Origin of the sequence: Paenibacillus sp. FSL H7-0350 (genome assembly GCF_038593195.1) — a bacterium.
Taxonomy (GTDB): Bacteria; Bacillota; Bacilli; order Paenibacillales; family Paenibacillaceae; genus Paenibacillus_AQ.
In genome coordinates, this window is the sequence record NZ_CP151972.1 from 993613 (window position 1) to 1012043 (window position 18431).

The following is an 18431-nucleotide window of genomic DNA, read 5'->3' on the forward strand; positions in this document are numbered from 1 at the left end:
CATTTTATTATGATATACATTTAAAATCCGTATTTCCCTAATCAATCATAACTGAATATAGTGTTTAAAGGAACTAAATTCAACCTATTGGACGTGACTTCGATGAATCTACACTTAGCTGTGCACATGGAAGAAAAGAAGAAGCTGGGCTTTGCGCTCGGTATCGCCTTGCCTCTAATGCTGGCCCTGTTCGCCAAATACGTATCCGCCTTCCCCTTCCTGTGCATTATGGGGCAATTAGTCATAGCTATTCTGCTCGGAATGATCTGGAGAGCCACGCTAGGCGTTCCAAGTTATTTAACACCCGGAATCTCCTTTACCTCCAAAAAGCTTTTGCGGTATGGCATCATTCTGCTGGGCATGAGACTTAGCCTGAAGGATATCCTTCAGGCTGGTCCCAAGGTGGTGCTAATCGCCTTGGTGTGTATCGGGTTCACGATCTGTACGGTGCTTGGTCTGGCGAGATGGTTCAAGGTAGAATCCAGACTGGGGCTGCTGACGGCCTGCGGCACGGCGATCTGCGGAGCAGCAGCGGTAATAGCCATCGCTCCGCAGCTCAAAGCCAGTGACGAGGAGACGGCGATCAGCGCGGCAACCGTTGCAATCTTAGGCACCATTTTTACACTGACGTATACCCTTCTCTACCCTTTCCTTACCCTGACTCCACTGGGCTACGGCATCTTCTCAGGGGCCACACTCCATGAAATCGCTCATGTCATTGCAGCAACCGGGCCGGCCGGCAAGCAGGCGGTTGACCTGGCCGTCATCGTCAAATTAACCCGTGTCACCATGCTGGTGCCGATCGCTGTAATCATAGGAATCTGGGCCAAGCGCAAAGAGCGGCAGGAGAACCCGGAGTCCGGACCATCCAATTGGAAGTCTGTACCGGTTCCGTGGTTCATCCTGGGGTTCCTGCTAATGAGCACCGTCAATACTTTGCAGATCATTCCTGAAGCAATCACGGATAAGCTTATACTTGCTGCGTATTTCCTCATTGCAATGGCTATGGCAGGCCTGGGTCTGAACGTAGATTTGGCTGCTTTTAGACGCATGGGCCTAAAGGCCTTCGGAGCCGGATTCATTGGATCTGTTCTGCTATCCGTGTTAGGCTTCCTGCTGGTGAAGGTCTTGAAATTGGGTTAATCATTAAGCCTCTTACAATATACAAATAGCAATAACAAACCGCCCAATACTGCACAGATATAGTACGTCCAAGCATAGGATAACCAGTCAGCAACGGGGCCCATCACTACTCCGCCAAGCGATACGCCGAGATCCGCCATAGCAATAAACAGGCCGATCAACACGTTACGGTTAAGCTCCGGGAGTACAAATGTCAAGTAGGTCGTTAAGGTAGGGTACAGCAACGCCTGGGCAAGTCCCATGAATAAGGCGCCGCAATAAAACACGGCAAATCCGCTGATAGAAGACAGGCCTGTGCATAAAGACGCTGCCGTGAGTGCAGTCATAATCCATGCCACAAATGCAGGATGCCATTGTCCGTCCGAGGGGATCTTTTTGCGCAAAAAAAATCGTGCGGCAACAATCATGGCTGCCTGCAGCATTAAATATACGGCAGCACTGCCATGATCAATCTGGGCTGCATACAAAGGGATGAAGGTGGTCACTGCGCCAAATACAATGGATGCCGCCAGCATCAGCACGCTGCAACGGAATAAATCCGGATTCGTCAATAGCTGCCCAAACGACCCCCGCATGCCGGATTTCTGAACAATGGGCCGATGATCTGCCCCCGTCTGTATCGTGGCGCTGAATCCTACAGCTCCTGTGAGTACAGCGATTCCAATCAACACCACTGTGAAAGTGCTCATCTCCCCCGCTTCCCAGATGTTCACTGCGAGTAAAGGGCCTATTACACCGGGCATTGATGCACAAAGCGAATACATAGAAATACCTTGTGAGCGATCCTTCTCCGGCAGAACATCAATGATGCCCAACTGCAGGGACATCGAGAAAAAAGCTGTGCACACCCCTTGCAGCATCCGGGCGAGAAAAAAGCCGCCTAAGCCGGTAAAGGTATATAACGATAAGGCTAGTGCGTTAATCACCAGAATGACACGCAGTACTTTAACAGGCCCCCACTGATGAATAACCTGGCCCGCCCAGGGACGGAGGAACATGGTGGTGAATAAATACGCCCCCATCACGATACCAATGGCCGAATTGCTGGCCCCCAGGGATTCTCCTTTTAAGGGAATGATTACGTTCAGAATGGAGTTCGCACTGAAATACAAGAGTGTTAATGCATATAAGCGCAGAAAGGGCCAAGCGAGGGCTCCCTTCACCATATTCTCTCCTTCCGTTTCTCCCCGCCGGCATTGCAGCCTTCATCCTGGCCTGCCAGTTCTAATGCCATGTGCAGCATGATTGAGGCGTATTCCGAGCGGACTTCAGTTAACTGCCCGGCAGACACGATCTCTTCAATCTGCCCGTCACGGATAAACATCAAGCGGTCACACAAATAGACGGCTGCCTGGATATCATGTGTGATGAAGATGTAGCTCATGCCGTAGGATGCCTTCAGCTCCTTCAGCAGCTCCAGCACCTGAAATTGGACGGAGGCGTCAAGCGAACTGACGGCTTCATCCAGCACAATGCACTTCGGTTCTGTGGAAATGGCTCTGGCAATACACACCCGCTGCGCTTCTCCCCCGGACAATTCATGAGGATACTTGCTGCGGTAAGAGGAATCCAGTCCAACCTGGCGCAGCAGGAAGTCTATTCTCAGCCTGATGTCCCCGTCCTTCCACCCGTACAGCTTAAGCGGCTCGGCCAGGGCTTTCTCTACCGTATAGTAGGGATGAATAGAAGAAGTATAGTCCTGAAATACTGCACTAATCCTCCTCCTTCGGCCTGAGCGCTCTGCTATATCTCTGTCTTCGAAATGAAGGCTTCCCTTATCCGGCTTCTCGATGCCAAGCAGCAGCCTTCCCAAGGTTGATTTGCCGCTGCCGCTCTCCCCGATAATGCCCAGCACCTCATCATTCTCCAAGACAAAGCTGATATTATGTAACACCTTCTTGGGGCTGCGGGATGACCCTCTCCCGCCTCCATAGGATTTCTCCACCTGACTAACGGTCAACATGCTGATGCCCTCCCATCCTGTGCCTGAAATGCCGGTTCAGCCTCTGCTTCGCATCCAGGAGATGTCTGGTATATTCATGCCTGGTCCCCGAGAAAATGTCAGCCGTTGTTCCGCACTCCAGAATTTCGCCGTCTCTCATCACCACGATATCGTCAGCGATCCGCTGCACAATGCCCAGATCATGGGAGACGAAGATCATGGCGCAGCCTGTCTCCTCCCGCAGGACTATCAGCTGCTCAAGCACTTCAAACTGCGACAGCGTGTCCAGCGCCGAGGTGGGCTCATCGGCAATAATCAGCGTGGGCTCAAGAACAATCGCCAGCGCAATCATCATCCGCTGCAGCATTCCTCCGGATAGCTGATGCGGGTATTTGTTCATTAGCGCAACCGGATCATGCAGCCTGACGCTCTCCATGGCCTTGGCCATTCTGGACGTGATCTCAGTCCGGCCCCAGCCATAATGCTGCCGAAGTGTATCTCTGAAATGGCTTCCGACCGGGCTTGAAGGATCGAACGCCCGCATGCCTTGCTGCATAATCAGACACAAGTGCTTGCCTCTGTGCCTGCGCATATCCGCTTCGGACAGTTCTGCGAGGTCAACCCCGTTCAGCCGAATACTCCCTGACTGTCTCATGTTGAAGGTATTCAATCTCATGATCGCCCGGCAGGTGACAGACTTGCCGCTGCCGCTCTCTCCGACAATAGCCAGACAGCGCCCCTGCCTCACCTGAAAGGAGCTGTCAGAGACCACCACCTTGCCCGTCGTATCGTCCCATATCCGCAAATTCGAAACATCTAGTATGTTCACTATCGTTATGCCACCTCTTCTCCCTTCGGTTTGGCCGGGAACAACCCCAGGCCACGGAGTGATTTGCGGGTGCTGCTTTGCAGCTTGGGGTCGAGTGCTGCTTGAAGGGCGTCGGAGCAGAAATTAACCGCCGACACCACGATTACGATCGCAAGTCCCGGGGCCAGCATCAGCTCAGGCCGGGAGAACATGACCCCTCTTGCTTCATTCAGCATCATCCCCCACTCCGCGTGAGGTGCCTGAATGCCCAGACCGAGAAAGGACAGCCCGGAAATCTGCAGGATCATGGTTCCAAAAGCACTGCTGGAGATCACTGCAATATCCGGCAGCGCTACAGGCAGGATGTGCCTCCATATGATCTTAACGTTGCCCATCCCTATTGCCTTAGCAAATCTGACATAATCAGCTTCAGCAAACTGCATCACGGAGGTGCGGATGACGCGGGCAAACCAAGCCCATTTCATGATCACGAAGGCAATCAGAATATTCTGGATTCCCGGCCCCAATATACCGACTACAGCCAGCGACATGACGTATCCGGGAAAGGAAAGCATGATGTCGCAGACTCTCATGATCATGTGATCCGTCTTCCCCCGGAAGTAGCCTGCCAGAATTCCGAGAACGCCCCCGAAGGACAAGGAGACCAGAAGCGCGGCAAAAACCCAAAGCACACTGGGACGAATACCATAGATTAATCTGGACAGCACACAGCGTCCGAGATGATCATTGCCCAGCAGGTACTGCCACGATGGGGATGCGTAGCGCAGCTCCATATGGACTTGTTCCGGGCTGTGAGGAGCAAACCAAGGAGCGCAAATGCCAAGGATTGCGACCATTGCAGTGACCGTCAGTGATAAGGCGGCCAGCTTGTCGCTCCACATTTTACGATAGACAGTCATCTAGAACTCCTTCCTCAGCCTTGGATTCAGCGCTGCATTGATAAGATCTGACAAGGTGTTGAACAGCACGAAGGACGCTGCGAGCACCAGGACATAAGCCTGAATAACCGGGAAATCCCGCCCCAGTATGGAGTTCACGGTTAAGGCTCCAAGCCCCGGCCAGGCGAAGATGCTCTCTACCACAACGGTGCTTCCCAGGATAACCGGAACTGCCATGCAGAACACCGACACCGCGACCTGCATGGAATTCTTAAGCATGCGAAGTGTAATCTTCCGCTCAGGCAAACCGCATGCCCTTGCATATAGCGTATAGTCCTCATGTAGCTGGCTCAGCATGGAGCTGCGGATGATACGGAAGTAGATTCCCGCATAACTGACAGTCAGCACCGTCACGGGCAGGATATAGCCGGCGGATGAGTCCATGCCGCTGGTCGGAAGCCAGTCCAGCTTGACGGAGAAATACCAGATCATCATGGCTGCAAGCCAGGCAGACGGCATAGATGTCAGGAAGAAGGAGACACCGCGGACCGAGCGGTCCAGCAGCCGGCCTTCTTTCAGCGCACAGAGAATTCCCAGACCCACAGATAATGCCAGGATGACAATAACGGATACCATCGTCAGCTTCAGCGTATTAAGCAGAGCCGGGCCCAGCAAAGACCACACCGGAGTCCCCGTAATATAGGAATCGCCGAAATCCAGCCGCAGGCAGGAGACCAGCCAATCCGCATAACGGATCAGAAACGGCCTGTCCATCCCGAGTGCTGCTTCAGTCTCCGCAATTAACGTCTCCGTAATCTGCGGCACCCCCTGAGAGCGCAGAACCACCTCAGCCGGATTCAGCGGGGACAGATGATTCAGCGCAAAGGTCATGAACGAAATAATGATCAGCAGCGGCGCTGCCAGCAGTGTCCTTTTGAGAATATATCCGCTCATACAGACCTTCCTTTCCGCCTCCGGCTTATTTGAAGCTCATACGCTCGAAGGGAAGCTCAAATTGCGTTTGCTTGAAGCTGATGCCCTGCAGGTTGCCGGGAGCGACTACGGTAAGATTGCCGTTCGTTAACGGAATGAATAGGGCCTCTTCATGAACCGTTGTCAAAATATCTGCATACAGAGCTTTGCGCTTCTCCTCATCCGTGGTTACCATGACTTCTTCAATTTTGCCCTTGAGCTGCTCGGCCCGGCCGATGCCTTTGATGGCATGGTAATACGCGGTTTCCGAAGTGAATGCAGAGACTGTGCTTTGCGGGTCATAAGCAAGCCCCCAGGTCTGGTTGAACAGGAGGTCATAGTTCCCCGCTGCTCTGCGGCTTGCAATGGAGGAGGAGTCCTCACCCAACAGCTCCAGCTTCATGCCTATGCTTTTGACGGTATTCTGGATCAGCTCGGCCTCCGTCTTCTGGGATAACGAAGCGGCATCATAATATAATGTCATGGACAGAGGTTTGCCCCCCTTCGTGCGGGTCTCTTCGCCGGAGCGGGTCCAGCCGGCTTCTTCCAGGAGACGCTCTGCTTCCTGCAAATCATAGGCCCGCGGTTTCAGTCCGATATCCGCATAGTTCACATTGGAAGAGAACAAGGTCCCGGCGGGAGTTTCCTTGCCGCTGAAGATTTGCCCGGCGATCGTATCCCGGTCAATGGCGTGCCAGACCGCTTCGCGGACGGCTCTATCCTGCACGGGACTGTCTGCTTTGCCGCTATTGGCCACAATCATTTTCGTATTCATCGGCTCACTTCTCACGACCTGATAGACTCCGGATTCGGCCAGCCGGTCCATAGCCTCCGTATCGATACTGTCCGTTCCGCGGTCATCGGTGAACACAAAGTTGACTTCCCCCTTTTGCAGGGCCAGGAAGGTTGTTTCCCCGGTCGGCAGCACCTTGGCCGTGATTTTGGAGATGGCAGGTGTACCGTTCCAATACTTAGTATTCGCTTCAAACACCGCATATTGGTCCGTCCGGTGTTCAGCAAGACGGTAAGGGCCCGTTCCATGATAGCCTTTCACCCCATCCTTGGTTTCTCCATTCAGGAAGTCCTGCGGGGACAGGAAGACATACGGTCTTGTCATGGATAGCTCAAGCAATGTCGGGTAATACGACTCTGACAAGGTCAACTCAAAGGTATGCTCACCGGTCACCTTCGTTTCTTTGATTTTGTCTGACAGCTTGATCCAGGTATGCTTAGCGGCATTATGCTGCACCGCATCTATATTCTGCTTCACCGCTTTGGCATTAAACGGCTGCCCGTCGTGGAAAGTCACACCCTGTCTCAGATGGAACGTATAGACGGTCCCGTCCGGGGAGATCTCCCAGGATTCTGCAAGCAGGGGCTGGATACCACCCGGTGTATTCTCAACCAGCGATTCGTAGACCTTTCCTTGAGCCGGCATGGAGCCGGGATACAAATGCGGATTCATATCGTTGATATCCTTCACCGTGGCGTATACCAGCTCCTGGCCGGGCTTACCCGCTTCCGTCTGCCTGTTCTCTGCCGCGCCGCATCCGGCGAGCAGCATCACTATCGTAACTGCTGCCACAAAAATAGTAGATCTCTTTCTCATCTGAACTCCCCCAAGTTGAATGATTAGTATAGTTTTGTATTGCTGCAGATCCGCTCAATATCGCCGGCAAATGACTGGACATGGAACGCTTCGGAAACGGGCTGTCCCTGGAGCACCTTGGCTGAACGCTTCAGTTGTTGCTCATACCGTTTAATAAATGTATCAATCGTGGGACAACTCACCTTCACATGCTCTGCGATGCCCTGAATGATCTTAATGCGGTAATAATCCTCCTTGGGCATCCGCGGGATATCCCATGCTCCATCCTTGTTCATGAATACAGATTGAATGGGGACAGCGGAGAAGTCATAGTATCTTCCCTCCGGGTCCGGATCCGAGAACGGGTCAATCAGGAGAGAGGCGTAACGGACATATACGAGGTATTCCTGATGGATCGGCTCCAGCGACTCGAAGCTTTCAATCATGTGCTGCGGCAGACTCTCCGCTCTGACCGGATAATTGTCGACCGTCATGAACTTCAGCAGATTGACGCTTGGCAGGTCGAGGGCATCAAGCAGCGCTGACAACTCTCTCCAGCACTCCACCATTTCGTGAATTAACTGGGGAGTAATTGGCCCCTCCGGGAATAACTTGTATACATACTTCCGGCTGTGATCTTGGCCAAATATGGCCTTAAGTGAGAATGAATTCATGAAGAGCGGCGGATGAACGAATAAGGAGATGTTCCTGCTCTCCGCCTCCAGCGGAGACTTCATGACAACCAGAGCAATTCCCAGACGTTCGTAGAGCTGCTTCAGCAGGTGGAGATGATGGGACGCGGGCTGTGATGAACCAATGAAAACTTTTTTCTTAACCCCGGTAGTTATCGCACGGTTGGAAGGTACACCGTCAATCCAGCGTGTATCACCCAGATAAGTGGAACAGCTTATAATTTCGGCCTTGGAGCCCGTCTCCTGTATGTAATGGTGAACCAGACGGTTGGAACCCAGCGTCGGAGACACCAGAATGACGCATTTCACATGCGTGAGCAGTTGTGTATCCAGGCTGCGCAGTACCTCCAGATAGGCATCGGCGGTGACGGATACAATGAGGGTATCCCATGTCCCCTTTACCGCCCTATAGTCCTGAAAAACCTGATCTGCACGGCATTCACCTGCCATCCTGCGGTGTGAATCATTCTGTGCGGTAGTGAACAACCGATTACCGTCTGCGTGAAGCGCGGCCATCAATGACTCAGACCTGCGGGAGATTCTCCCGGCGATGCCTAGATAGGAGTCGAAATGCTTCTTGAACAAGACCGCCAGCTGAAGGGTCACCGGTCCGGTCCCGAGTAATAATACACGTCTGAATTCGTCCACATGAAGCCTCCTCTCTTACAATGTTGGCTGAGCCTTGCAATATAGCGCGACATCAAAGACCTGATCAGGACACAGAATTTGTTCAGATAGCTTCCACTTGGTCTCATCCACAGCTTCCATCGGGTAATTAAACAGTGACTTTAGGTGGTTACCATACCTAATAGCTACTACCACTTGCCCGCTGGTTAATGCATACAACCGGTCCAGCAGATCGTACTTCTCCGCCACAGTGGAGCTGAATATGATGTGTGTCGCTTGCTTCAACTCAGCCTTGAACTGAATAACTTCCCCTGTTAAAAGACGTAATGGCGAATGATTCCCTATCTTCTTCAGCACTTCATTGCTCAATTGCACAGCTTCCTTGTCAATGTCTATTCCCAGAACTTCGGCATTCGTACGCCTGCCTATCAGCATGGGCGTCATCGGGAAAGCTCCCGAGCCAACCATCACTACCCTGGATGTGGATTCCACCTGAAAGCTGCCGAATTCACGCTCAATGCTGGATTCAATATTAGTGAAATATCCGTTTCGCTCTTCCACGCCGTTCAAGACGAGTAGGGCACGACACTTCTCCATGATGGCAACACACCGTGCCGATACTTCTCTTAATTCTGCTGTTAGCTGCGTCACCTCCTTGGAATCTTGTTGTTCTATCTCTGCCCAGATTTCCTGATGGCGGGGATTCATAATGAATCCGGTGTAGTCGTCTATGATCTTCGTGAGCTCCAGACTTTCAGCGGAAGTACCATCATACGCATCAGCGATTCTCCGGAACCTGGCTGCAAATCCATAGAGTGTAGTTAGAAGCATGTTCAAACCTCCCCTTCTCTTCTACAATGATTACAGGTCGATATAGGCTGTTCCTTCCGCCACGATGTTGACATGGCCTGAAATACTTAAGCCGACAAGTTGTTCTTGCTCCAGCTGTGCCGATACACTGATGATACCTCCGGGCTGCTGAATGGCCCCTTCGAAGGAGGACTTGTTCTTCCAAGCCATATAGGCACCAAGAGAAGAGGTCCCTGAACCGCAGCCTCTCTCCCAGATCATACTATCCAGCGCTGGGATATAAATCAGCGGCAGAAGCTCGCTTGAGCTTGGCTTAAACAGCAGGATGCCAATCAGCTGATTGGACGATGTAATTTCAAGCAGCTTGGCTAAGCTATGAGCCATTCTTTTGAACGGGTTCGTAAACTGACGGACCTCGACTACCACATGAAGGAAATCGGAGTACTGGATCAGACCCACCAAATATTCATTGCCGCTATACTTGAATACCTTGGTTTCCAGCTTCAGCGGGATGGGCATCCTGGCCTGACACAGGTAACTCTCTGCTGTTCTCGTCACCACGCAATCAACCAGTTGATCTGTGCCTGAAGCCTCCAGTGTGATAGATTGGCAGCCGGAGGGGTGAAGGTCCTGCTGGTTCGCCATCAGTACAGCCAAGGCCATACAGGCATTTCCGCAAAACTCGCCGCCGGCCATTTGGAGCGAAGCATCTGCATCCGGACGGGATTTCTTCTGAATGAACCCCACCTGCTCGGCATTTACGTTGTCGTAAGACATCATTCTTACCGCGATCGGAGCGTATTCATCTTCCTCATGGCTGCTCTTAACCAAGATCGTCATGTTTTGAGTAGGGCTTACTTTAACAAAGGAGATTTCTCTGCGCATCGCTCACACCCTTGCAGTTTTGAATTTTATTTGTAATGATTACGATTATCAATGTAAATTATAACCAACCTGCCTAGTCTGGTCAACACATTTTTGTTCAGTCTCTGAGAATTATTAGAAGCAGCAAAAAGAGCCTGCCCATCGGCAGACTCCCTTGTCAGAACGCCCCTGCATCAATCCCACTCAAAAGCTCCCGTATACAACTGATAATATATCCCCTTCTCTGAAATCAACTCCCCGTGATCCCCCCGCTCCTTAATCCGCCCCATGTCCATCACCATGATGGCATCGGAATTCCTTACGGTGGACAGGCGGTGGGCGATGACGAACACGGTTCTGTGATCCATTAGATTATCCATCCCCTTCTGTACCAGCGCTTCCGTCCGGGTATCAATGGATGAGGTCGCTTCATCGAGAATCATCACCGGAGGATTGGCAATGGCTGACCTGGCAATCGCCAACAGCTGGCTTTGGCCCTGTGACAGCCCATTCCCGTTCCCGTCCAGCTGAGTCTGGTATCCGTCCGGCAAGCGTTCGATGAAGCTCGCGGCATAAGACAGCTTGGCGGCCTGCATAACCTCCTCGTCAGTGGCCTCCAGCCGTCCATAGCGGATATTATCGGCCACCGTGCCGGAGAACAGATGCGTGTCTTGCAGAACGATACCAAGGGACCGGCGCAGGTCCGCTTTGCGGATACGCTGTATATTGATGCCGTCATAGATGATCTCGCCTTGCGTGATATCGTAGAAACGGTTCAGCAGGTTGGCCACGGTCGTTTTTCCGGCACCTGTAGCGCCTACAAAAGCAAGCTTCTGCCCAGGCTTTGCATATAAAGTAATCTCCTGCAGCACCTGCTTCTTCCCGTCATACGTGAAGCAGACATCCTTGAACTCCACCTTCCCGGCAAGCGGCACTGTGGAACCATCCTCCAGCCTCCATGCCCATCCGGTGCCTTGCGGGTCTTGCTCCAGGGTCACGCGTCCCTCGTCCTCTTCCGGCTGTTCATCCATCAGGTTGAAAATCCGCTGTGCGCCCGCAAGCGCCACCACGAACATATTGATCTGGGAGGAGATTTCAGCAATCGGCATCGTGAAGTTACGGGACAGGCTCAGAAACGCCGTAATACTTCCCAGCGTCAAGCCTTCATTCCAGCCGGATATCGACATGGCCCCACCCGCTATTGCCACCAGCACATAGATTAAGGTAGCCAGATTAGCATTCACCGGCATCAGAATATTAGAATACTTGTTGGCTGTCGTGGAATTCTCGAACAACTGATGATTCAGCTGTGCGAACTGCTCGATGGATCGCTCTTCACGGCCGAATACCTGCACTACCTTTTGCCCGTGAATCATTTCTTCGATATATCCGTCCAGTGCGCCGATAGATTCCTGCTGCCGGAAAAAGTGGTGTGTTGCTTTTCCACCTACCTTCTTGGTAATCCATATCATCACCAATGCGCCTAATACCACTACAATCGTCAGCGGGACATCCAAATACAGCATCGTACCCAGCACCACTATGACCGTCACAACCGTAGACAGCAATTGCGGCAAGCCGTCTGTGAGCATCATATTCAGTGTATCTACGTCATTCGTGTAGTGACTCATGATGTCACCGTGCTCCTTGCGGTCGAAGTACTTAATCGGCAGCTTCTGCATATGAGCGAACAGATGGTCACGGATTCTTTTCATAATGAGCTGTGAGACCGTAATCATCAGCCGCTTGGAGATAAATGTGCTGATGACACCGGCGGCATAAATGACAGCCAGAATGGCCAGTGCCTGGAACAAAGCGTCAAATACCGGATGCTGATCGCCCAGCAGCGGTGTGATGAAGTCATCGATGAGCAGTCTCAGGAACGTAGCGGAAGCTACAAATACCGCAGAACTTACCAGCACCAGCAGAAGGGCCAGTGAGGTTCTGAACTTGAAGAGCTTGAAGTAGGCCAGGAGCCGCTTAATCGTTCTGCCATAATTAATGTTGTTCATGCTGTGCTTCCTCTCCCTTCGTCTGTGTGTTGTAAGCTTCCTGATAGATCGTACTCCGGCTCAAAAGCTCCTGATGCGTCCCGATATCCGCCAGCTCCCCGTCATCCAGCACAATAATCTGATCTGCATCTTCCACAGACGCGATGCGCTGGGCAATGATGATCTTGGTCGTATCCGGAATACTCTCCTTGAATACAGTTCGGATTAATGCATCTGTACGTGTATCCACTGCACTGGTCGAATCATCCAGAATCAGGATTTTGGGCTTCTTCAGTAGAGCTCTGGCAATACATAACCGCTGCTTCTGCCCGCCGGATACATTCGTCCCCCCTTGATCCAGCCGGGTATCATATCCGTCAGGGAAGGACGTGATGAACTCATGGGCTTGTGCGGCCTTGCAGGCGTCGATCAGCTCTTCGTCGGTAGCTGCTTCATTCCCCCAGCGCAGATTGTCCTTGATGGAGCCGCCGAACAGTACATTTTTCTGGAGCACCATAGCGACCTGACTCCGCAGCACATGCAGATCATAGTCCTTCACATTCGTTCCGCTAACGAGTACTTCACCTTCGGTAACATCATAGAGACGCGGAATGAGCTGCACCAATGTAGACTTGGCACTGCCCGACCCGCCGATCATGCCAATCGTCTGTCCCGGGCGAATATGCAGGTTGATCCCGGATAATGCATCCTTCTTGGCCTTACTGGAGTAACGGAAGGACACGTTGCGGAACTCCACCTCGCCTGTATGCAGTTCAGTGACCGGGGAACCCGGACTTGTGATGTCCGGCTGTTCATCCAGCAGGTCATGAATACGTCCGGCAGACGCGCGGGCAATAGCAACCATTACTACAACGATCCCCAGCGTCATCAGGCTCATCAGAATTTGCATGGAGTAAGCGAACACACTGGTCAGTTCTCCGGTTGTCATATTGCCGCCCACCACCAGCTTGGCTCCTACCCAGGAGATGATTAGCATCACCCCATACAGAATCACCTGCATAAGCGGCAGCTCATAGGCGAGGATGCGTTCGGCTTTGGCCATCTGTGCGAAGATCCTCAGCGACACTGCCTGGAACTTGGAGATCTCATGCTCCTCCCGCACATAAGACTTGACCACCCGAATGCCGCGGACATTCTCCTGAACGACCTTATTGAGCGAATCATAGCTGTCGAAGGCCCGTTCAAAGACCGGAAAGGCATACTTCAAGATGAGCATCATCCCTGCCGCAAGCACCGGAACAACGACGATGAACCAGGTAGCAATAGTTGGACTGACCCGGTAGGTCATAATCGTGGCAAATATAATCATCACCGGGCTGCGGAACGCAATCCGTATAATCATCAGAAATGCATTCTGCACATGCGTGATATCTGTAGTCAGCCGGGTGACGATGCCTGAGGTCGAAAATTTATCCATATTGGAAAAAGACAGCCGCTGCACATGACGGAACAGGTCTTCCCGCAGATTTCGCCCGAAGCCGGACATTGCGGTGGCTGAATGTTTACCGGCAAGTGCGCCGAATACCAGGGAGACCAGAGCGAACAGGATAAGAATCAGACCATACTTCACGATCTGGTTCATCTGCCCCCCGGTAATGCCCTGGTCAATTAACTCAGCCATGAGCAAGGGAATCAGCACCTCCATGGCAACCTCTCCAAGCAAGAATATAGGAGTCAACCATGTATCCTTCTTATACTCCCGCACACTTTGCAGTAACTTCCTGATCATAAGCATTCTCCTTCTTTGTAACGAACAAGTTGATTAACCGTAAGAACAGAGGTTATTATAAACTGTATAGTAACTATACAGTCAACCCGTCATTTAGAAGGAGATGAAGATGGCTAAACCTAAGAATGATTTGATGTCTATTAGCGCCTTTTCCAAGCTGTCCCGTGTTCCGCGCAAAACGCTCATTTTCTATGATCAGATCGGCTTATTTAAGCCTGCCTTCGTGGCTGACAACGGCTACCGGTACTACATCCGCACCCAGTTGGATACCATTGGTGTCATTTATCTCTTCAAGGAGCTGGGCATGTCTCTGGAGGATATCCGGGAGTATCTGGAGCACCGTTCTCCGTCAAGCACCCTGGAGCTGCTGCGGAAGCAGGAGGAGATTGTGAAGCTACAGATTGCGAAGCTCACACAGGCTAGACAGATGATCCTCCAGCGCGCGGATAATATCGATCACTCTCTGAATGTGGACACCAGCCGGATATCTGTCATCCACCAGGCCCGCAAGCCGATTCTGCGAAGCCGCCGTGTCCATGACTCGAGGCGGGAATTAAACGAGGAGCTGTGGGATGATTACCAGGAACGTCTGCATCTCGAACATGCACCTGCCGGATATCCGGGTGGAGCGATTATCTGTAAAGAGGATCTGCTAAGGAGGGACGGGGATATGATCTCCTATATGTTCTGCTTCATCACAACAGAGCATCACGAACAAGAATATATGCCGGAAGGCTACTATCTTGTGTCTTACACCCGGGCTGATTATGAGGATAGCGAGAAAATTTATCCGCAGATTTTTGATTACATGGACAAGAATCATTATGTTATTAAAGGAGATGCTTACGAGGAATTCCTGCTGGATGAGATCGTTATGAAGCATCCTGAGGACTATCTGGTGCGGGTGATGGTGCATATCGAGGAGCCAGCCAAGTCATAAACCCCTACCAAAAACGGCGACCCGCCCCGGTAGATTCCAGGGCAACGTCGCCGTTTGTTTATAATATAAGGATTAGTGATCGAATTAATTGCCAGTCATCTTCTGATACGTGCTCTCCGAAATGGTTCTTCTGGCGGTTACGTATCTATCCTTGTAGTAGCTCGAAGACAGCTTGGTGATGGACACTCCGTTATTGCTGGAGGAATGTGCAAATTTGTTGTCGCCCACATAGATGCCTGCATGCGAGATGCCGTTGCCTCCGGTGTCGAAAAAGACAAGATCTCCCGGACGTAAATCGGACTTGGCTACATATTCGCCTGCACTTGCCTGCGACTTGGATGTTCTCGGAAGATCTAAGTTGAACTTGCCAAATATGTATATTATAAATCCGGAACAGTCAAACCCTTCAGATGCCTTGGTGCCCCCCCATTTATATGGAGTTCCCATAACATCATTAACCTCTTGGTCAAGCCTGGTGCTGTCATCCGCAGATGCTTTTTCAGATCCAAACGATAGCAATAGTACAATACTCAGTAGCCACACGATTCCTTTTTTCAAAAAGAACTCAGTCTCCTTTCTTGCCGGCTAATGCTGCCTGACAGTTATTAATTTTTTGTAACTATTATGAATGATAGTGTAATATTCTCCGTTCGTCAACCCCTTCGGTGTTTTTTGAAAGAGTTTACATTCCCAGGCGCAGGTTAATCTCGCGTATCCGCGCAAGTGGAACCTTCGGCTCGCGCTCCGCAGTCATTAACCCGTTGACCTCATCCTGAACGTCCGTAACCTGCGTATAACAGTACCCGGAGATGAATGGAATGGCCTGAATCGCACGGGTTAAGCTGCCGAACCGCTCCAGAAAAGCTTCCTCGCCATCCACCTGATGGCCATACCCCCAGCCGTCCTCACTCTGGAAGGCAATCCCCCCATACTCGCTGATGATGACCGGCTGCCCCTTATAGCTATACCCTTCTGCAAAAGCAAACTTCCATTCGTTATACGTGCCGCTGCTGCCGGTAATAGAGTCTTTATCCTTGTAAGTTGCATATAGCGCTTCACCCCGCTCCACATAATCATGCAGCGTCAGAATGTCAGACACGGTATGCTCCCAGCCGTCATTCGTAATCACCGGGCGATAAGGATCAATAGATTTGGTCAAATGATAGATCCCTTCCGTGAATGTCTGCTGCCGGACGTCATGAAGGATATTCTGCACTCCCCACGATTCGTTAAAAGGCACCCAGGTGATAATGCACGGATGGTTATACTGCTGCTGCACGACCTCCAGCCATTCGTTGGTGAAACGCTCCAGCGCCTCGTCGTTATATTCGTAAGCAGCCGCCATCTCTGACCAGACCAGTAGGCCTTTGACATCGCACCAGTACAGGAACCGGGCGTCCTCCACCTTCATATGTTTACGCAAACCGTTGTAGCCCATCTCCAGAATTGCCTCAATATCTTGAATCAGCGCTTCTTCAGACGGCGGAGTCAGATGGCTGTCGGTCCAGTAGCCCTGATCCAGGATCAGTCTTTGATACAGAGGGATGTTGTTCAGCAGGATCTGGCTGCCCTTGATTGAGATGCTGCGCATGCCGGCATACGAGCCAACCCGGTCAAGCTCCTGCTCACCCGCATACAGCACGAATTCGATGTCAAAAAGGTTCGGGTTCCCCGGTGACCACAGGTTCTGCAGCCAAGGCCCGTTAATGCCTTCCATCATGCTGACTTCCACCGTCATCCATGCTCTGTCCACCGACAGGCTAAGCTTATTTACCCGCTCCCCTTGATACGTAATTTCGGTCTCCAGCCTGAGATTCCGGGCTTCTGTCAGGCCGTGTACACGGTAATCCAGCCGGAGCATTTGGCGGTTAATGTCGGGTGTCATTTTCACGGAATCCAGCCGGGTAGCGTGGACATGCTCCAGCCAGACGCTTTTCCAGATACCGGTGGTCTGAACATAGAACGAATCATGGTTTCGGCCCGCCCAGCGCTGCTTCCCCCGGGGCTGTAGACAGCTGTCGCTGTCGGTCACCATCAGCACAATCTCGTTCATGCCATCCTGACTGAGCAGATCGGTAATATCGAAGGAGAACCGCGCATACGCCCCCTCATGCTCTCCTGCGTACCCGCCGTTCACCCAGCAGACCGCTTTATAATCCACGCCTTCAAAATGCAGCACCGTCTGCTTCCCTTCTAGCGCATGGGACAGAACCAGATGCTTGCGGTACCAGATCCGGGGGTGAAAGGTCTCCTCACCGATGCCGCTGGCCGCTGTCTCGCAGGTGAATGGAACGTTAATGGTATGTGTGGCCGGAAAATGGTCCATCCAGCGCGCCGCAACGCCTGCATTGTCATCATCGAAGCTAAAGTCCCATTCTCCGTTCAAATCCAGCCACTGGCTGCGGACAAATTGGGGTCTCGGGTAGCCCAGGGTATAGAATTTCGTCGCTGCTTTCGTCGTTGTTCCAGTCATCTTAGAATTAACCCTCTCTCTCGTTACTGAAGTATTCTCCATATTCACTACCACAGAGTACTCCCTTGTCCCGGGAAAGAAAATGATTTATCCTATCTATTGACTGATCTATCCTTCAAAAAGGCGGAAATGTATATGTTCATCCTAAAACGGTGCGGTTCGAATGTAATTCATCCGGAGGGCATGACAATTGACCGCCCGGAAGGCTCCGGCGATTATGTCTTCGTATTCTTTCGGAGCAAGATGGAGCTGAGGCTTCAGACGCGGAGCGTGTATGCTGAACCGAATACTTACATCATCTATAACAGAGATAGCCATTACTTCTACAGAGACGCTGAGCTGCCGCTGGTGCATGACTGGTTCCATTTTGAGCTGGAGGGGGCGGATGCTTGGTTTGACCGCTTGAAGCTGCCGCTGGACACCTTAATGAAGGCCCATGACCCGCTCTATATCACCAGAAAAGTGAATGAGCTGCACTGGGAGAATCTGCAGAACGGCAGCTTCCGCCTGGAGATCATCGACTCCATTGTTCGTTGCCTGTTCATGAAGCTTAGCGATATGCGCCATCACGTGGAGGCCAGCCAGCCGGTCAGCAAATACTATGATGAGTTCCTGAACCTGAGAAATGAAGTGCTCAGCTCCCCCTCCACCTGGTATTCTGTCGAACAGCTGGCGGAGCGGATGAACATGAGCCCGTCCTATTTTCAGCAGATCTATAAGCAAATCTTCGGCATTCCGGCCGTCAGCGACATCATCCTTAATCGTGTGGGCCATGCCTCCTATTTACTGAAGAACACCACGTATACCGTCAGCCAGATCTCTGCGGGTTGCGGTTATGAGAATGATGTCCATTTCATGCGGCAGTTCAAGAAGTTCACCGGCCAAACGCCGAGTGAATATCGGGGGAAGGGCTGATGGCGAAGGAAGAGTGG

The 18431-nt window shown here is 51.8% G+C and carries 16 protein-coding genes; 3 read left to right on the plus strand and 13 right to left on the minus strand.

Going from position 1 to position 18431, the window contains the following annotated elements; all coding sequences use genetic code 11:
• The first annotated feature begins 102 nt into the window (after positions 1 to 102).
• Positions 103 to 1143 carry a YeiH family protein gene (locus tag NYE24_RS04590; protein WP_341025463.1) on the plus strand — a complete coding sequence of 347 codons (1041 nt, stop codon included), beginning with the start codon at positions 103 to 105 and terminating at the stop codon, positions 1141 to 1143.
• Here the strand turns inward: NYE24_RS04590 and NYE24_RS04595 are convergent.
• The 11 genes from NYE24_RS04595 to NYE24_RS04645 form a co-directional block, all read right to left on the minus strand.
• Positions 1140 to 2306, minus strand: a complete 1167-nt coding sequence (locus tag NYE24_RS04595; RefSeq protein WP_341027926.1) for an MFS transporter — start codon at positions 2304 to 2306, stop codon at positions 1140 to 1142. The genes NYE24_RS04590 and NYE24_RS04595 overlap by 4 nt on opposite strands.
• Positions 2303 to 3106, minus strand: a complete 804-nt coding sequence (locus tag NYE24_RS04600; RefSeq protein ID WP_076157963.1) for a dipeptide/oligopeptide/nickel ABC transporter ATP-binding protein — start codon at positions 3104 to 3106, stop codon at positions 2303 to 2305. Before NYE24_RS04600 ends, NYE24_RS04595 begins: the two co-directional genes overlap by 4 nt.
• The gene (locus tag NYE24_RS04605) at positions 3093 to 3914 is read right to left on the minus strand and encodes an ABC transporter ATP-binding protein (protein ID WP_076157966.1); all 822 of its coding nucleotides are present in this window, start codon (positions 3912 to 3914) and stop codon (positions 3093 to 3095) included. The genes NYE24_RS04600 and NYE24_RS04605 overlap by 14 nt, the downstream gene beginning before the upstream one ends.
• Positions 3915 to 3919: 5 nt before the next feature.
• Complete coding sequence (gene opp1C / locus NYE24_RS04610) at positions 3920 to 4813, minus strand: nickel/cobalt ABC transporter permease (protein WP_036695307.1); 894 nt, start codon at positions 4811 to 4813, stop codon at positions 3920 to 3922.
• The gene (gene opp1B, locus NYE24_RS04615; protein ID WP_342478175.1) at positions 4814 to 5746 is read right to left on the minus strand and encodes a nickel/cobalt ABC transporter permease; all 933 of its coding nucleotides are present in this window, start codon (positions 5744 to 5746) and stop codon (positions 4814 to 4816) included.
• Between the two features lie 25 nt (positions 5747 to 5771).
• Entirely contained in the window at positions 5772 to 7373 is a 1602-nt protein-coding gene (gene nikA / locus NYE24_RS04620) for a nickel ABC transporter substrate-binding protein (RefSeq protein WP_342478176.1), read from the minus strand.
• A gap of 23 nt (positions 7374 to 7396) precedes the next feature.
• Positions 7397 to 8692 carry an opine metallophore biosynthesis dehydrogenase gene (locus NYE24_RS04625; protein WP_342478177.1) on the minus strand — a complete coding sequence of 432 codons (1296 nt, stop codon included), beginning with the start codon at positions 8690 to 8692 and terminating at the stop codon, positions 7397 to 7399.
• A gap of 15 nt (positions 8693 to 8707) precedes the next feature.
• Complete coding sequence (locus NYE24_RS04630; protein ID WP_342478178.1) at positions 8708 to 9502, minus strand: SAM-dependent methyltransferase; 795 nt, start codon at positions 9500 to 9502, stop codon at positions 8708 to 8710.
• A gap of 30 nt (positions 9503 to 9532) precedes the next feature.
• Positions 9533 to 10321 carry a diaminopimelate epimerase gene (locus tag NYE24_RS04635; protein WP_342478179.1) on the minus strand — a complete coding sequence of 263 codons (789 nt, stop codon included), beginning with the start codon at positions 10319 to 10321 and terminating at the stop codon, positions 9533 to 9535.
• A 218-nt stretch (positions 10322 to 10539) separates the two neighbouring features.
• The gene (locus NYE24_RS04640; RefSeq protein WP_342478180.1) at positions 10540 to 12357 is read right to left on the minus strand and encodes an ABC transporter ATP-binding protein; all 1818 of its coding nucleotides are present in this window, start codon (positions 12355 to 12357) and stop codon (positions 10540 to 10542) included.
• Positions 12344 to 14086, minus strand: coding sequence for an ABC transporter ATP-binding protein (locus NYE24_RS04645; protein WP_076157976.1), 1743 nt, complete (start codon positions 14084 to 14086; stop codon positions 12344 to 12346). Before NYE24_RS04645 ends, NYE24_RS04640 begins: the two co-directional genes overlap by 14 nt.
• Positions 14087 to 14195: 109 nt before the next feature.
• Here NYE24_RS04645 and NYE24_RS04650 point away from each other — a divergent pair, with 109 nt between their 5' ends.
• On the plus strand, positions 14196 to 15026 hold the full coding sequence (locus NYE24_RS04650) for a MerR family transcriptional regulator (RefSeq protein ID WP_036695316.1): 831 nt from the start codon (positions 14196 to 14198) through the stop codon (positions 15024 to 15026).
• Between the two features lie 84 nt (positions 15027 to 15110).
• On the opposite strand, the gene NYE24_RS04655 is transcribed toward NYE24_RS04650, so the two are convergent.
• Entirely contained in the window at positions 15111 to 15584 is a 474-nt protein-coding gene (locus NYE24_RS04655) for a C40 family peptidase (protein ID WP_036695317.1), read from the minus strand.
• A gap of 124 nt (positions 15585 to 15708) precedes the next feature.
• Positions 15709 to 17499: a sugar-binding domain-containing protein gene (locus NYE24_RS04660; protein WP_342478181.1), complete on the minus strand. Its 1791-nt coding sequence runs from the start codon at positions 17497 to 17499 to the stop codon at positions 15709 to 15711.
• Between the two features lie 135 nt (positions 17500 to 17634).
• On the opposite strand from NYE24_RS04660, the gene NYE24_RS04665 reads away from it, so the two are divergent.
• Positions 17635 to 18414: an AraC family transcriptional regulator gene (locus tag NYE24_RS04665; RefSeq protein WP_342478182.1), complete on the plus strand. Its 780-nt coding sequence runs from the start codon at positions 17635 to 17637 to the stop codon at positions 18412 to 18414.
• The last annotated feature ends 17 nt before the right edge of the window (positions 18415 to 18431 follow it).

Coding starts and splice junctions, on each gene's coding strand:
- NYE24_RS04590 (WP_341025463.1), top strand. CDS start 103: ATGAATCTACACTTAGCTGTGCACATGGAAGAAAAGAAGAAGCTGGGC.
- NYE24_RS04660 (WP_342478181.1), bottom strand. CDS start 17,499: ATGACTGGAACAACGACGAAAGCAGCGACGAAATTCTATACCCTGGGC.
- NYE24_RS04665 (WP_342478182.1), top strand. CDS start 17,635: ATGTTCATCCTAAAACGGTGCGGTTCGAATGTAATTCATCCGGAGGGC.
- opp1B (WP_342478175.1), bottom strand. CDS start 5,746: ATGAGCGGATATATTCTCAAAAGGACACTGCTGGCAGCGCCGCTGCTG.
- NYE24_RS04630 (WP_342478178.1), bottom strand. CDS start 9,502: ATGCTTCTAACTACACTCTATGGATTTGCAGCCAGGTTCCGGAGAATC.
- NYE24_RS04640 (WP_342478180.1), bottom strand. CDS start 12,357: ATGAACAACATTAATTATGGCAGAACGATTAAGCGGCTCCTGGCCTAC.
- NYE24_RS04635 (WP_342478179.1), bottom strand. CDS start 10,321: ATGACGATCTTGGTTAAGAGCAGCCATGAGGAAGATGAATACGCTCCG.
- NYE24_RS04645 (WP_076157976.1), bottom strand. CDS start 14,086: ATGATCAGGAAGTTACTGCAAAGTGTGCGGGAGTATAAGAAGGATACA.
- opp1C (WP_036695307.1), bottom strand. CDS start 4,813: ATGACTGTCTATCGTAAAATGTGGAGCGACAAGCTGGCCGCCTTATCA.
- NYE24_RS04600 (WP_076157963.1), bottom strand. CDS start 3,106: ATGTTGACCGTTAGTCAGGTGGAGAAATCCTATGGAGGCGGGAGAGGG.
- NYE24_RS04650 (WP_036695316.1), top strand. CDS start 14,196: ATGGCTAAACCTAAGAATGATTTGATGTCTATTAGCGCCTTTTCCAAG.
- nikA (WP_342478176.1), bottom strand. CDS start 7,373: ATGAGAAAGAGATCTACTATTTTTGTGGCAGCAGTTACGATAGTGATG.